Below are 15,195 nucleotides of genomic sequence, written 5' to 3'. Positions count from 1 at the left end.
TCGCACCAATGACCGCACAGGCCCCTACAGATGACCGCACGGGCCGTACCCGAGGGAGCGCACCGTCATGCCGTATCCGAGCGTGCTGCTCGCCGCAGCCCAGGAGACCGCCAGGGACGGGGGGCCCGGGTGGATCCTGCGCACCGTGATCGTCGTCGGCTTCGTGGGCGCCGGCCTGCTCGCCTGGTTCCTGCTGCGCGGCTACGGCCAGGACTGACCTGACGCGTGCGGCCCGGACGCCTCCGGGCGGAGTCGCCGTGAGCCCGCGGTGAGGCGGCGCTTACGATGTGGTGGAAGTCTCTGCCCGACCCCAGCCCGGATTGGTCCTGCTGACGATGAGCCTGCACACCACCGCACATTCCCTGGTTTCCTTCGCCGCCGAGCCCGGACACGAGGGCGGTCACGCCAGCCTCAGCCCGTTCGTAACCGGCGGCGGCGCCCTGTTTGTCCTGCTCCTCCTGCTCTGGATCACCACCCGCTTCAACCGGGACCGCTGAGCCCGGCACCCGGCCTCCGGCATCGCGCACAGCCCAGTAGGGTCTGCACGCATGGGAGAGCACACAGGGCCCGTGAAGCGGCGACTCGGAGTGATGGGCGGCACGTTCGACCCCATCCATCACGGACACCTGGTCGCCGCCAGCGAGGTGGCCAGCCAGTTCCACCTCGACGAGGTCATCTTCGTGCCGACGGGACAGCCGTGGCAGAAGAGCCACAAGACGGTGTCCCCGGCCGAGGACCGGTATCTGATGACGGTCATCGCGACCGCGTCGAATCCGCAGTTCTCCGTCAGCCGCATCGACATCGACCGCGGCGGCAAGACGTACACCATAGACACGCTGCGTGACCTGCGGACGGAGCACCGTGACGCGGATCTGTTCTTCATCACCGGCGCCGATGCGCTCAGCCAGATCCTGACCTGGCACGATGCCGCGGAGCTGGTTTCGCTCGCCCACTTCATCGGGGTGACCAGGCCCGGCCATGTCCTCGCGGACCCCGGGCTGCCCGCGGGAGCGGTGTCGCTGGTCGAGGTGCCGGCGCTGGCCATCTCCTCGACCGACTGCCGGGCGCGCGTCGCCCAGGGGGATCCGGTCTGGTACCTGGTGCCGGACGGTGTGGTGCGCTACATCGACAAAAAACAGCTGTACCGCAACGACCGCTGACGGGGCTGACGGAAAGGGGCACCGGTGAGCGACCGACAGGATCCGTACGGGCCGCAGGACCCGTATGCCCACGACCCCTATGGCCAGGAGCAGCAGGGGCATACGAGCTACACCTACGACGCCTACGGGCAGCCGGTGTACCGCGACGCCGCGCAGTCGTCGTACGAGCAGCACTACGACGCCTACGGGCAGCAGCCCGCCCCCTCCGCCTATGAGGGCTATGACCCCTACGGCGGTCACCAGAGCGGCCAGGCCCCACAGGGGCAGCAGGGATACCAGGGGCAGGCGGAGTACGGCTACGACGCGTACGGCCGTCCGCAAGTGCAGGACCGGACCGGCTATCCGCAGCAGTACGACCCGTACGGCCGGCCCCAGCAGCCGCCTCAGCAGCAGCCGCACCAGCAGGAGTGGATTCCCCAGCAGGCCCAGCAGGCCCAGCAGGCCCAGCAGGCCCAGCAGCCCCCGTACGAGCAGACCTCCTACGCGGACGGGCCCCGCTACGACGAGCCGGCTCCGCAGCGCCAGGACCAGCCGCCGCGGCAGCCGGAGCGCCGCGGCCCGGCGGACGACGGTGACGGGACGGGCACCCCCGGCGGTGCGCCCGGTTCCCCGGGCGAGGACCCGGAGTACCGCACCGAGCAGTTCTCCTTCATCGAGGAGCCGGACGAGGACTCCGAAGACGTCATCGACTGGCTGAAGTTCACCGAGAGCCGCACCGAGCGGCGCGAGGAGGCCAAACGGCGCGGCCGCAGCCGCATCGTCGCGCTGTCCGTCGTGCTGGCCTTGCTGGTCGCCGGCGGCGTCGGCTATCTGTGGTGGGCGGGCAAACTGCCCGGCCTGGCCGGTCCCGGCACCGGCCAGGCGGCCGCGGCCGGCGGGCAGAAGCGCGACGTCCTCGTCGTCCATCTGCGGGACACCAAGTCCGGGAACAGCTCGACGGCGCTGCTGGTGGACAACACGACCACCCACAAGGGCACCACCGTCCTCCTGCCCAACAGCCTCGTCGTTCCCAAGGACGACGGCAGCTCCACGACGCTCGGCAAGTCCGTCAAGGACGACGGCACCGAACCGACCCGGGACTCCCTCAACAGCCTCCTGGGCGCCGACCTCAAGGCCAGCTGGCGGCTGGACACGCCCTATCTGGAGAACCTCGTCGAGACGGTCGGCGGGATCACGCTGGACACCGACGCCACCGTGCCCGGCGCCAAGAAGGGCGACTCCCCGGCCGTCAAGCAGGGCAGCGCCCAGGACCTCAACGGCCAGGCCGCCGTGGCCTACGCCACCTACCAGGCGCCGGGCGAGCCCCAGACCCGGCAGCTGCAGCGGTTCGGCCAGGTCATGCAGGCGACCTTGAAGAAGGTCTCCAGCGATGCCGACGGCGCCACGGCCACCGTGAAGTCGCTGCTGCAGGTGCTCGACCCGCCGCTCACCGAGGGCCAGCTGGGCAGCTCGCTGGCGCAGCGGGCGGAGCTGGCGAAGACCGGCGCGTACCGCACGACGCTGCTGCCCGTGCAGGCGAACGGCACCCTCAGCCAGGCCGCGGCGGCGGGTGTGGTCAAGGACGTGCTCGGCGGCACGGTCAAGAAGACCGCCCCCGACGCGACCGCCCGGGTCGCCGTGCGCAACGCCACCGGCTCCCGGGGCGCCACCAACAAGGCGCAGGTCGCGCTGCTCAACGGCGGCTACAGCTTCGTCGACGCGGGCACCGCGGGCCCGGCCGCCACGTCCCGGATCACCTACGCGGACGCCGCCCAGAAGTCCAAGGCCGCTGAGGTCGCCAAGACCCTGGGCCTGCCGGCGGGCGTGGTCAGGCAGGGAAAGGGCGCCTCGAACGCCGACATCACGGTGGTGCTCGGGCAGGACTACAAGGGCTGACGGGGCCACCGCCCGGTGCCCGCCGGTGGAGGCCGGCGGGCACCGGGCGGCCGCTCCCCGCTGTGCCGCCCCTGCCCAGCCGCTGCGCCCACCCTGCCCGGCCCCCGTGCTGACCAGCCCGGACACCGGAACGGACCGACCGGTTCGAAAACCCAGTCGGGAGTGTCGGTGGTCCGTGAGACCCTTGAGGGGTACTTGACCGCCGATCCGGTCGTCCACGGGGACTGCGGCACGCGCCGCGGCTCAGCAGTGAGCCAGCTGCCCCTGCCCGGCCGGAGAGGCTGCCCTCGACCCGGAAAGCCGCTTGTGACCGCCACGGACCGTTCCCTCGAGCTCATCAACGCCGCCGCGCAGGCCGCGGCCGACAAGCTCGCGCACGACATCATCGCGTACGACGTCAGCGACGTCCTCTCGATCACCGACGCCTTCCTGCTGGCTTCGGCACCCAGCGACCGCCAGGTCAAGTCGATCGTCGACGAGATCGAGGAACGGCTCAACAAGGACCTCGGCGCCAAGCCGGTCCGCCGTGAGGGCGACCGCGAGGCCCGCTGGGTCCTGCTCGACTACGTCGACATCGTGGTGCACGTCCAGCACAGCGAGGAGCGCGTCTTCTACGCGCTCGAGCGCCTGTGGAAGGACTGCCCCGAGATCGACCTCCCCGAGGAGGCCAAGGCCACCCGAGGCAAGGCCGCCGAGCATGCCGAGGCCACGGCGGGCGAGCAGGACGGAGAACTGCTCTGAACGGCACCAAGGGCGGCCGGGGCCGCCGCATCGTCCTGTGGCGCCACGGCCAGACGGCCTGGAACCTGGAGCGCCGCTTCCAGGGGTCGACGGACATCGAGCTGACCGAGGAGGGCCGCGGCCAGGCGCGCCGCGCCGCCCGCCTCCTCGCCGCCCTGCGGCCGGACGTCATCATCGCCTCCGACCTGCAGCGGGCCGCGATCACCGCGAGGGAGCTGGCCGCGCTCACCCGCCTCGAGGTCACGCACGACGCGGCCCTGCGGGAGACCTACGCGGGCTCCTGGCAGGGGCTGACGCACGACGAGATCCTTGCGCGGTACCGCGAGCAGTACACCGCGTGGAAGCGCGGTGAGCCGGTGCGGCGCGGTGGCGGCGAACTGGAGACCGAGGTCGCCGACCGGGCCGCCCCGGTCGTGCTCGGCCACGCCGACAAGCTGCCCGACGACGGCACCCTGGTCGTCGTCAGCCACGGCGGCACCATCCGCACCACCATCGGGCGGCTGCTCGGCCTGGAGGCCCACCACTGGGAGGGCCTGGGCGGTCTGTCGAACTGCTGCTGGTCGGTGCTGGGCGAGGGCGCGCGCGGCTGGCGCCTGCTGGAGCACAACGCCGGCACCCTGCCGGAGCCCGTGCTCGGCGACGACGACTGAGCCCGCCGGGCGCCCCCGGCAGACCGGATTTCACATCTGGGCAGGTCGCAGGCTAAAGTTCTTCTTGTTCGCGGCGCCGCCGGGGGAAACCCGGGGGAGCGGAACAAGACCCGGGGCTATAGCTCAGTTGGTAGAGCGCCTGCATGGCATGCAGGAGGTCAGGAGTTCAATTCTCCTTAGCTCCACAGCCCGGAAGATCCCGCCTCCGTCTGGAGGCGGGATCTCCGCGTTCTGCGGCATCTCCGCGTTCTGCGGGTCCTCGGCGTGGTGCCGGTTCTCTGCATGGCGGGGGATCTCTCCGGGTTCCGGGACGCCGCCCACCGCCAAGGACGGCGAGACCAGCCGTATCTCACCGGCCGAGGCGTGCCGGCTCACCTTCATGGGGTGTTCCCCGCTGGCGAGGCGTCCCCGGTCTCCCACAGGCGCGCGACCTTTGCACCGGTCCGTGACAGCCGCCCGATCAGCGATTCCCCTGCCGGCTCGCCCACATGGCATCGGTGCGGGCCTCGGGTGCGCCCACCGCCCCCCTCTTGCCGCCGCGTTGGGAACCGTAGGCAAGGAGTACGCGGCGGAGGGGCGGGCTCGCGGGGATGGCGAGAAGGCGGACCTGACCCGGTCCGTGGTCCGTGGCAGAATCGGACGGCGCCGGCAGGGGAGGAGAGATCGCGATGCCCACGAGCATCCTCGAGGAGGTCAACGACCTGCTCGACGTGGCCGGGGCGCAGGGCCATGACTGGCTGCCGGAGTATGCGCTCCGCTTCACCTGTCCCGTAGATGCCCGTCCCCCCGCAGCCGGCGGCGATGACGGTTCCGCTCCGCAGTGCTCCTCGTGCGGCGCCTCCCATGTGGCGCAGGTGCTGGGTGACGACGGGGGCATTTCCTTCGTTTGTACGGCCTGCGGCCGCAGTTGGAGCTGATGGATGGGCGCCCACAGCAGGAAATGTGACTGGTGCGGCAGCGGTACGCCGATCGTCCGCGACATGGAACCGGTCAACGCCGACTACCAGTACTGGTGCGAGGAATGCGCCCGCGCCCTCGTCATAAAAGGCGACCCCATCGAGACCTACCGGGAGCTCGACGGGGAGCCGATCTACGGACGGCTGCTGGACGAGCACTGCACCCTCAAGCGCTTCTACTCGTTCGCGACGGCCTGAGCGGGGCCCGCTCAGGCGAAGCCGGCGGCAGCCGGGACACCGCGGAACTGCCGGTTTTGCGGGCGGCGTTGGGACGGGGGCGCGACGGCCGCCACGTCATTTAGCCGCGCGGGCGCCCGGTTCACACCTCACGGCCGGCGGCCGCAGTGCGGTGGCCGCTGCCCCTGCCCGGCCGCCGGCCGCGCCGCCACAGCCGGGCCCCGGCCAGCGCCAGCAGCGCAAGACCGGCGAGCGGATAGACGTCGGAGAGCAGCATCTGGACGCCGTTCTGGTGCAGTTCCTCGTGGCGGTGCCAGCGGTGCGGCACCCACCACAGCGCGAACGAGCAGAACAGCAGGCCCAGTGCGGTGGCCGCCGCCCACCAGCGGCGGGCGGCAGCGCCGGTCCGGTGCAGTGCCTCGGAGCCGAGCAGGATCACCATCGGTACGCACCACACCCAGTGGTGGGACCAGGAGATCGGGCTGACCAGGAGCGCGGTCGCCGCGCAGGTGACGACGGCCCAGGCGCGCTGCCCGCGCAGCAGCGACGCGGCCGCCGGCGCCAGGCCGAGGGCCGCGGTCAGACCGGCGGCCACGAGCCAGGCGGGGCCCGGATCGTGGGTGTGCAGCAGCCGGGCGAGAGCGCCGCGCAGGGACTGGTTCGCGGTGATCTCCACCTCACCGACCCGGTCGGCGGCGAAGACGATCTCGGTCCAGAAGCGGTGCGCGTCGCGCGGCAGCGCGAGCGCGGAGAGGAGGGCGGTGGCCAGGAAGGTGGCGGTGGCCACGGCGGCCTGCCGCAGCCAGGGGTGGCGGACGGCGCGCACCCCCGCGCCGGAGCGGAGCAGCTGCCCGGCACGGACGGCGCCGGCCAGTGCGAGGAGCACGGCGAACAGTGCCGGGGTGAGCTTGAGGCCGGCCGCGATCCCGATGCCGACACCCGCGAGGCGGTGGGTGTCCTTGCGGGTCAGGTCCCACAGCACGAGCGCGGTGAGCAGCAGGTTGATCTGGCCGTAGCGCAGCGTCGTCCACACCGGCTCGCACCACACCAGCAGCGCCGAGACCGCGAGCGTCGCGGCCGGCTGGGGGAGGTGCCGGGGCCGGCCGGCCAGCCGCAGCGAGAGGTGGACGACGGCGAGGAGCAGCACGAGGTTGCCGGCCGTGGCGAGGGTGCGCATCGCGGGGACGCCGAGGAGGGTGAGCGGGGTGAACAGCAGCGCCGCGAAGGGCGGGTAGGTGTTGGGCAGGTGTGCCGAGGTGGCCACCATGTCGTAGAGGGACCCGCCGTTGCGGACCGTGAAGCCCTCGGCGCGGTAGACCATGAGGTCGAGCATCGTCACATGGGCGAGGCGCTGCACGGTCCAGAAGACCGTGAACGAGACCAGGCAGGTGAGGGCCGCCGCGCGGGTGGGGTGCCGGCGGAGGACGCCCGGGCCGGAGCGGGTGCCACGGGGGTCGGCGGGCGCTTCCAGCTCCAGCGCGGTCACGGCGTACGGCTCCCCCAGGACGAATCGGGCACGGCGTGCCGACAGTACCGCGCGGCGCGCCGAGGGGCCCGGGTGCAACGGCCGGGGACCCCGGGCGCAACGGCCGAGGGGCCCGGGCAGAACGATTTGGCAGAAGGCGGGGAGGTCCGTGTAATGTAGGCGATGCCGCAGCGGGGAACCGGGGCGGGAAACAGAATACGGGGCTATAGCTCAGTTGGTAGAGCGCCTGCATGGCATGCAGGAGGTCAGGAGTTCAATTCTCCTTAGCTCCACAGAGAACGGAGCGGGTCGTCCGATGCGGACGGCCCGCTCCGTCGTGTGTGCCCTGCGGGGCGGGTGTCCCGGCCGTCCGGGTCTCGGCGGCGGTTCCTCCTGGGTTGCCCTGATATCTGGTCAGGGGGCCGTTCGTTATGGCGAGTTGAATGTTCGCTCTCTGTTCATTCGTGGTCATTCCTTGCCATTCCTTGGTCTCTTCTTGGTGATCGCATGCCCCTGACATGAACGGTTCACCGAAAGAGTGGCGCATCGCGTGAACGTCACATCCCACGCATTCACCGCTTGTGCGGTGCCGCGCACCTGCGTACCGGCGCAGCGCGGTACCCGCAGCGCACCGCATCGCCACAGCAGGGGGTTACATGAGATCCAGCCGCACCAGATCACCGCGCGCCCGCGCCGGTCTGGCCTGGGCAGCGACGCTGCCGCTGGTCGCCGGCGCGCTCGCGCTCGGCGCACCCGCCGCCGACGCCGCGGGCCACGACGGCGGACGGCACGCACTGCAGGGCACCAAGCCCCTGTGGGCCACCCGGCAGGCCGACCGGGGCGACACCTCCGCTTCTGCGGGCGTCACCGCCCGCGTCTACCTGGCGGGCCGTGACGCCAAGGGGCTCGCGGACTACGCCAGGGCCGTGTCCGACCCGCACTCCGCCGCGTACGGGAAGTACCTGAGCCCCGGCCAGGTGCGGGCCCGCTTCGGTGCCACGCACGAGCAGATAGCCAAGGTGACCGACTGGCTGAAGAAGTCCGGCCTGACGGTCACCGGCACCACCAACCGGTATGTGACGGTCAAGGGCGATGCGGCCGCCGCCGAGCGCGCCTTCGCCACCGACCTGCACAATTACCGCAAGAGCGGCCATATTTACCACGCCCCGTCGACCACCGCGTCCGCGCCCGCCGCGCTGGCCGACGCGGTGCTGACGGTCACCGGCCTGGACAACGCACCGCGGATGGCCAAGCACCACTCCAGCGAACTGCCGCCGCCGGAGGGCGTCTTCCGCAACTCCGGCCCGTTCTCCTCGTACTACGGCTCCAGGACGGACAAGAAGCTGCCGTCCGCTTACGGGAACAAGGCCCCGTACGCGATCAAGGGCTACACCGGCAAGCAGCTGCGCGCCGCCTACGGGGCGAAGAAGTGGACCGGCAAGAACGTCACCGTCGCGATCACCGACGCCTACGCCTCGCCGACCATCGCCCAGGACGCGGACACGTACGCCGCCCGTAACGGCGACCCCCGCTACCGCCGCGGCCAGCTCTCCCAGGTGCTGCCCAAGGACTACACGCACATCGAGGGCTGCGGCGCGGCCGGCTGGTACGGCGAGGAGACCCTTGACGTCGAGGCCGTCCACGCGGTCGCTCCCGATGCCGGCATCGTCTACGTCGGCGGCGCCTCCTGCATGGACGACGACCTGATCGACTCGCTCGGCAAGGTCGTCGACGGGCACCTCGCCGACATGGTCTCCAACTCCTGGGGCGACCTGGAGGCGAACGAGACCCCGGATTCGGCGGCCGCCTACGACCAGCTCTTCCAGCAGGGCGCGGTGCAGGGCATCGGCTTCTACTTCTCCTCCGGCGACGACGGTGACGAGGTCGCCAAGACCGGCACCAAGCAGGTCGACAGCCCGGCGAACTCCCCCTGGGTGACCGCGGTCGGCGGTACCTCCCTGGCCGTCGGCAAGTACGACGCGTACCAGTGGGAGACCGGCTGGGGCACCCAGAAGGCGCTGCTGTCCAAGGACGGCAACGACTGGACCGGCTTCCCCGGCACCTTCAACGGCGGCGCCGGCGGCGGCACCAGCAAGAGCGTGGCGCAGCCCTTCTACCAGCGCGGAGTCGTCCCGGACGGGCTCGCGAAGGCGAACGGCGGCGGCGCGATGCGCACCGTCCCGGACATCGCCGCGGTCGCCGACCCCAACACCGGCTTCCTGGTCGGCCAGACCCAGACCCTGCCGGACGGAAAGCTCGGCTATGACGAGTACCGCATCGGCGGCACCTCGCTGGCCGCGCCGGTGATCGCCGGCGTCCAGGCGCTGGCCCAGCAGGCCCGGCACGGCGTCGCCATCGGCTTCGCCAACCCCGCCATCTACCAGCGCTACGGCACCGCCGCGTACCACGACGTCACCGACCACCCGCTGGGTGCCGGCCGTGACCTGGCCGTCGTCCGCGTCGACTACGTCAACGGCGTCGACAGCAGCAAGGGCACCACGACCTCGCTGCGCAGCCTGGGCAAGGACAGCTCGCTGCACGCGGGCGTCGGCTACGACGACGTCACCGGCGTGGGCTCGCCGGGCGCCGGATACGTGAGCTCCTACCGCCCCTGACACGGGCGCGCGGCACCGCCGGCCCGCGCCGTCCGTGACCCCGGTGGGACGGCGGCGGGAGTGAGGCGTCACGGGGGCGGGGCCCGCGTTGGGGGAATCCTCAGCGCGGGCCTCGTACGCCCTGCGGTACCCTGACGCCATGCGTGCCGTACGCCTTCTGCTTAGCGGGCCGCGCTGATCAGTACCGACGGATGACAGAACCCGTCGGAATCGGCGCGGCGTCCCCTCCTGTGCGAGGGGTCTTTTTGTTTCCGGCGTGCCGGGATTGTGGCGCGTTTCCGCAGGCAGAGACGATCGATGGAGCTTTGAGGACGATGAGCGAGACGACCACTGCTGCCGAGGTGGCAGCACCGCACCGCTATACGGCAGCGCTGGCCGCCGACATCGAGGCCCGCTGGCAGGACTTCTGGGAGACGGACGGGACCTACGAGGCCCCGAACCCCGCTGGGGAACTGGCCGGCGACGCCGCGGTGGCGGCCCGCCCCAAGAAGTTCATCATGGACATGTTCCCGTACCCGTCGGGTGCGGGCCTGCACGTCGGCCACCCGCTGGGCTTCATCGCCACCGACGTATACGCCCGCCACCAGCGCATGACGGGTCACAACGTCCTGCACACCCTGGGCTTCGACGCCTTCGGCCTGCCCGCCGAGCAGTACGCGGTGCAGACCGGCACCCACCCGCGGGTCTCCACCGAGGCCAACATCGTGAACATGCGGCGCCAGCTGCGCCGCCTGGGCCTGGGCCACGACCAGCGCCGCTCGGTCGAGACGATCGACCCGGCGTACTACAAGTGGACCCAGTGGATCTTCCTGCAGATCTTCAACTCCTGGTACGACCCGGAGGCGGACGCGGCCCGCCCGATCGACACCCTGGTCGCGCAGTTCGAGGCCGGCACCCGCCCGACCCCGGACGGCCGGGACTGGAGCGCCCTGAGCCCCATCGAGCGCGCCAACATCCTGGGCGAGTACCGCCTGGCGTACGCCTCCGACGCGCCGGTCAACTGGTGCCCCGGCCTGGGCACCGTACTGGCCAACGAGGAGGTCACCGCGGACGGCCGCTCCGAGCGCGGCAACTACCCGGTCTTCAAGGCCAAGCTGCGCCAGTGGAACATGCGCATCACCGCCTACGCCGACCGGCTGCTGAACGACCTGGACGCGCTGGACTGGCCGGAGGCCATCAAGCTGCAGCAGCGCAACTGGATCGGCCGCTCCGAGGGCGCCCGGGTCGACTTCCCGGTGGGCGACGACAAGATCACCGTCTTCACCACCCGCCAGGACACCCTGTTCGGCGCGACGTACATGGTGCTGGCGCCCGAGCACCCGCTGGTCGCCGGCTCCGATAACGGCACCGGCACCGGATCGATCGTCCCGGACGCCTGGCCCGAGGGCACCCACGACGTCTGGACCGGCGGGCACGCCACTCCGGCCGACGCCGTCGCCGCCTACCGCAAGCAGGCCGCCTCCAAGTCGGACGTCGAGCGGCAGGCCGAGGCCAAGGACAAGACCGGCGTCTTCACCGGCGCCTTCGCGACCAACCCGGTCAGCGGCGCGCAGGTCCCGGTCTTCATCGCCGACTACGTCCTGATGGGCTACGGCACCGGCGCGATCATGGCCGTGCCCGCGCACGACAGCCGTGACTTCGCTTTCGCCCGTGCCTTCGAGCTGCCGATGCGCTGCGTGGTCGAGCCGTCGGACGACCGTGGCACCGACCCGTCCACCTGGGACGACGCCTTCGCCTCGTACGATGCCAAGATCGTCAACTCGTCGGGCGCAACGATCTCGCTGGACGGCCTGGGCGTGACGGCGGCCAAGGCGAAGATCACCGACTGGCTGGCCGCCGAGGGCATCGGCGAGGGCACCGTCAACTTCCGGCTGCGCGACTGGCTGTTCAGCCGACAGCGCTACTGGGGCGAGCCGTTCCCGATCGTCTACGACGAGGACGGCGTGGCACACGCGCTGCCCGCGTCGATGCTGCCGCTGGAGCTGCCCGAGGTCGAGGACTACTCCCCGCGCACCTTCGACCCGGACGACGCCGACACCCAGCCGGAGACCCCGCTGTCCCGTAACGAGGACTGGGTCCATGTCGACCTGGACCTGGGCGACGGCAACGGCATCAAGCGCTACCGCCGCGAGACCAACACCATGCCCAACTGGGCGGGTTCGTGCTGGTACGAGATGCGCTACCTGGACCCCCGCAACACCGAAGCGCTGGTCGCCCCGGACATCGAGCAGTACTGGATGGGCCCGCGCGAGGGTCAGCCGGCCGGCGGCGTCGACCTGTACGTCGGCGGCGCGGAGCACGCCGTGCTGCACCTGCTGTACGCCCGCTTCTGGTCCAAGGTGCTGCACGACCTGGGACATGTCTCGTCCTCCGAGCCGTTCCACAAGCTGTACAACCAGGGCATGATCCAGGCCTTCGTCTACCGGGACAGCCGCGGCATCGCCGTCCCGGCCGCCGAGGTCGAGGAGCGCGACGGCGGCTACTACTACCAGGGCGAGAAGGTCAGCCGCGTCCTGGGCAAGATGGGCAAGTCCCTGAAGAACGCCGTCACTCCCGACGAGATCTGCGCGGAGTACGGCGCGGACACCCTGCGCCTGTACGAGATGGCGATGGGCCCGCTGGACGTGTCGCGGCCGTGGGACACCCGGGCCGTCGTCGGCCAGTACCGCCTGCTGCAGCGCCTGTGGCGCAACGTCGTCGACGAGGCGACCGGCGAGGTCACCGTCGTCGACACCGAGCCGGACGAGGCCACCCTGCGGGCCCTGCACAAGGCGATCGACGGTGTCGGCCAGGACCTGGCGAACCTGCGCTTCAACACCGCCATCGCCAAGGTGACCGAGCTGAACAACCACCTGACCAAGACGGGCGGCCCCGTTCCGCGCACGGTCGCGGAGCGGCTGGTGCTGTTGATCGCCCCGCTGGCCCCGCACATCGCCGAGGAGCTGTGGCGCAAGCTGGGCCACACCGACACCGTGGTGCACGCGGACTTCCCGGTGGCCGACCCGGCGTATGTCGTCGACGAGACCGTCACCTGCGTCGTGCAGATCAAGGGCAAGGTCAAGGCCCGTCTGGAGGTCTCCCCGTCGATCTCCGACGCGGACCTGGAGGCCACGGCACTGGCCGAGCCCGCCGTGGTCGCGGCGCTGAACGGCGCGGGCATCCGGAAGGTCATCGTCCGGGCGCCGAAGCTGGTGAACATCGTCCCGGCGTAGGCCGGTGGCGGGCGCCCGGGAGTGGTTCCGGGCGCCCGGGTGGGGGGCTTGCACGTGGTGCCGCCCCTTGGCCGGGGCTTTAGGTCGTGTGCGGTGCCGCTGCTGTTGCCGCGCCGGTGCCATGGGTGGTTTCCCCTACGGGCAGGTTGGGGGTTCGTCCGGAACCCGTGACCTGCCCGAGCCGTTTACCGTGGAGGGACAAGGGCGCGGGCGAGGAACCGGCGCCGCCGACACGTCTGGAGAGCGCCCATGGAAGCTGCTGTCGCCATCGTCGGGCTGCTCTTCGTGTTGTTCGTCCTGGCGGGCGTGTTCGTCACGGTCAAGGCGGTGACGGCGGCCAAACGCGGCGTCGACCGCACGGTCGCCCAGGCCCGCAGAACCGTCGAGGACACCAGCCTCCGCGCCCGGCAGCTCGCCCAGCCCGGTGTGGTCGGCGAACTCGCACAGCTGCGTCTCTCGCTGCGGATGTCCATGCGCGCCACCCAGGAGGCGCTTCGCGGCGGCTCCTCCGACGACGCCTCCCTGAGCGAGGCGATCGGGCTCTTCGAGCGGCTGAGCGCCCATGGCCATGAGCTTGACGACGAACTCAAGCGGCTCGAACGCGAGCCCGACCGGGCCACCATCGCCGCGCGCCTCCCGGAGCTCAGGGAGCGCACGGAACGGATCACGCACTCCGCGGAGTCGCTGCGCTGGGCCGCCCGGGACCGCGCCCGCAAGTTCGCGGACGACGATCTGGCGGCGCTGAGCGACCAGATCGATGTCGAGGCGGGGGCACTGCGCCACTGGACCCGGGTCGAGGACGCCGCGGACCCACTGCGGGAGCCCGTACAGCCGCCTGTGGACGGGGCGTCAGGGGCGCGTGCCGCCGACGGGGCCCCGGACGACGGCGTCCGTACGGGCCGGCCTTCGGCGTCCGAGGGCGGCCACCCCGCGGGGCAGGTCCCCGAGGGCCCGCAGGCGCTGACCGCCCGTGACCCGCGCACCCAGCCGTCCTACCCGTGGGAGAAGGCACCACGGACACGGACGTCGCGGCCCTCACGGGCGCCACGGACGGAGGGCACGACCAACGGAGGGCACGACCAGGTGAGGCCGTAAGAAGACCTCGGTGAGGTGAGGGGTGGGCGGGGGCGGGGCCCGGGGGAGACGGAGAAAAAGCCCGGAGCGTCAGCGGCGTCGCGCGGATCCCGGGTCCGCGGACGGGGACGAGGGCGTGGACGGGGACGGGGACGGGGACGGCATGCTCCGGCGCCCTCTTGGCAGAGCCTTGGGGAAACCTGGAAGATCTTGGGGAGGGGCCCGCACTGTGCGGCGTCCGGATCCCCGGATAACCTCCCATTCATGTCCCGCCATGTCGCGATCGTCACCGATTCCACGGCCTACCTGCCGCGGACGGCTGTCGAGCGTCACCGCATCACGGCCGTTCCGCTGACCGTCGTCCTGGGGGACCAGGCCTTGGAAGAGGGCACCGAGATCTCCGCGAGATCCGTCGCCCAGGCACTCCAGAAGCGCCGGCCGGTGACCACTTCCCGGCCCGCCCCCACGATGTTCGCCGACACCTACCGCAAGGTTGCGGCGGCCGGCGCGAGCGGCATCGTCTCGCTCCATCTGTCCTCGGAGATCTCCGGTACGTACGACGCGGCGGTACTGGCGGCCAAGGAGGCGCCGGTACCCGTACACGTCGTGGACACCGGCATGGTCGCGATGGCCCTCGGCTTCTGCGCTCTCGCCGCCGCGGAGACGGCGGAGGCGGGCGGGGACATCGACGAAGCGGTGGCCGCCGCGGAGAAGCGTGCCGCTGCCACCTCCGCCCACTTCTACGTCGACACCCTCGACTATCTGCGCCGCGGCGGCCGTATCGGTGCCGCCCAGGCGCTGCTCGGCTCCGCGCTCGCCGTCAAACCGCTCCTGCAACTGGCCGACGGGCGGATCGAGCTGCTGGAGAAGGTCCGTACGGCGTCCAAGGCGATCGCACGGCTGGAGGAGCTTGCCGCGGAGCGGGCCGGCGAGGGCCAGGTCGATATCGCGGTGCACCATCTCGACGCGGCGGAGCGCGCGGATGCGCTGGCCCAGCGGCTCCGGGAGCGGGTGCCGGGACTCAACGAGCTCCTGGTGAGCGAGGTGGGCGCGGTGATCGGCGCGCATACGGGTCCGGGGCTGCTGGGGGTCGTGGTTTCGTCGCGGTGAGGGGGAGCGGGGGCATCTCCTGTGGGTGACGGAGTTGTCCACAACTCGGCCTTCGTCCACCGGAATTGCGGCAGCTCGGCGAGATCCGCGGGACGTGCTTAGCGTCGATCGGTATGAACTCCTTTCGAACTGTGTGGGTGGCTTCCCCGGCCTCATCAGC

General features: G+C 71.4%; 13 protein-coding genes and 2 tRNA genes. 14 read left to right on the top strand and 1 reads right to left on the bottom strand.

All coding sequences use genetic code 11. The annotated features are described in order from the left end of the window. Positions 1-67 precede the first annotated feature (67 nt). The 9 genes from CFW40_RS37050 to CFW40_RS11035 all read left to right on the top strand — a co-directional run bounded on the left by CFW40_RS37050 (position 68) and on the right by CFW40_RS11035 (position 5,580). Positions 68-217, top strand: coding sequence for a hypothetical protein (locus CFW40_RS37050; protein WP_164993054.1), 150 nt, complete (start codon positions 68-70; stop codon positions 215-217). A gap of 118 nt (positions 218-335) precedes the next feature. Further along, entirely contained in the window at positions 336-497 is a 162-nt protein-coding gene (locus CFW40_RS37045) for a hypothetical protein (protein ID WP_088802046.1), read from the top strand. 51 nt (positions 498-548) lie between these two features. After that, the gene (nadD, locus tag CFW40_RS11065) at positions 549-1,160 is read left to right on the top strand and encodes a nicotinate-nucleotide adenylyltransferase (RefSeq protein WP_088797627.1); all 612 of its coding nucleotides are present in this window, start codon (positions 549-551) and stop codon (positions 1,158-1,160) included. Positions 1,161-1,184: 24 nt separating this feature from the next. Next, positions 1,185-3,035, top strand: coding sequence for an LCP family protein (locus tag CFW40_RS11060; protein WP_088797626.1), 1,851 nt, complete (start codon positions 1,185-1,187; stop codon positions 3,033-3,035). A gap of 306 nt (positions 3,036-3,341) precedes the next feature. After that, the gene (gene rsfS, locus CFW40_RS11055; protein ID WP_088797625.1) at positions 3,342-3,776 is read left to right on the top strand and encodes a ribosome silencing factor; all 435 of its coding nucleotides are present in this window, start codon (positions 3,342-3,344) and stop codon (positions 3,774-3,776) included. Then, positions 3,773-4,426: a histidine phosphatase family protein gene (locus tag CFW40_RS11050; protein ID WP_088802045.1), complete on the top strand. Its 654-nt coding sequence runs from the start codon at positions 3,773-3,775 to the stop codon at positions 4,424-4,426. The genes rsfS and CFW40_RS11050 overlap by 4 nt, the downstream gene beginning before the upstream one ends. A gap of 112 nt (positions 4,427-4,538) precedes the next feature. Beyond that, a tRNA-Ala gene (locus tag CFW40_RS11045) sits at positions 4,539-4,611 on the top strand. A gap of 483 nt (positions 4,612-5,094) precedes the next feature. Next, complete coding sequence (locus CFW40_RS11040) at positions 5,095-5,343, top strand: hypothetical protein (RefSeq protein ID WP_088797624.1); 249 nt, start codon at positions 5,095-5,097, stop codon at positions 5,341-5,343. A gap of 3 nt (positions 5,344-5,346) precedes the next feature. Further along, a complete protein-coding gene (locus CFW40_RS11035) occupies positions 5,347-5,580 on the top strand; it encodes a hypothetical protein (RefSeq protein WP_004571982.1) in 234 nt (77 codons plus the stop codon). 121 nt (positions 5,581-5,701) lie between these two features. Here CFW40_RS11035 and CFW40_RS11030 read toward each other — a convergent pair whose 3' ends face one another. Beyond that, complete coding sequence (locus CFW40_RS11030) at positions 5,702-7,045, bottom strand: glycosyltransferase 87 family protein (RefSeq protein WP_088797623.1); 1,344 nt, start codon at positions 7,043-7,045, stop codon at positions 5,702-5,704. A 199-nt stretch (positions 7,046-7,244) separates the two neighbouring features. On the opposite strand from CFW40_RS11030, the gene CFW40_RS11025 reads away from it, so the two are divergent. The 5 genes from CFW40_RS11025 (at position 7,245) to CFW40_RS11005 (ending at position 15,035) form a co-directional block, all read left to right on the top strand. Next, positions 7,245-7,317, top strand: a tRNA-Ala gene (locus CFW40_RS11025). Positions 7,318-7,680: 363 nt separating this feature from the next. Next, the gene (locus CFW40_RS11020) at positions 7,681-9,639 is read left to right on the top strand and encodes a protease pro-enzyme activation domain-containing protein (protein WP_088797622.1); all 1,959 of its coding nucleotides are present in this window, start codon (positions 7,681-7,683) and stop codon (positions 9,637-9,639) included. Between the two features lie 314 nt (positions 9,640-9,953). Next, positions 9,954-12,851: a leucine--tRNA ligase gene (locus CFW40_RS11015; protein WP_088797621.1), complete on the top strand. Its 2,898-nt coding sequence runs from the start codon at positions 9,954-9,956 to the stop codon at positions 12,849-12,851. 249 nt (positions 12,852-13,100) lie between these two features. Then, positions 13,101-13,946: a hypothetical protein gene (locus CFW40_RS11010; protein WP_088797620.1), complete on the top strand. Its 846-nt coding sequence runs from the start codon at positions 13,101-13,103 to the stop codon at positions 13,944-13,946. 243 nt (positions 13,947-14,189) lie between these two features. Then, positions 14,190-15,035, top strand: a complete 846-nt coding sequence (locus CFW40_RS11005) for a DegV family protein (RefSeq protein ID WP_088797619.1) — start codon at positions 14,190-14,192, stop codon at positions 15,033-15,035. The last annotated feature ends 160 nt before the right edge of the window (positions 15,036-15,195 follow it).

This window comes from Streptomyces sp. 2114.4 (assembly GCF_900187385.1).
Classification (GTDB): Bacteria; Actinomycetota; Actinomycetes; order Streptomycetales; family Streptomycetaceae; genus Streptomyces; species Streptomyces mooreae.
This window is presented reverse-complemented; position numbering and strand designations above follow the sequence as displayed.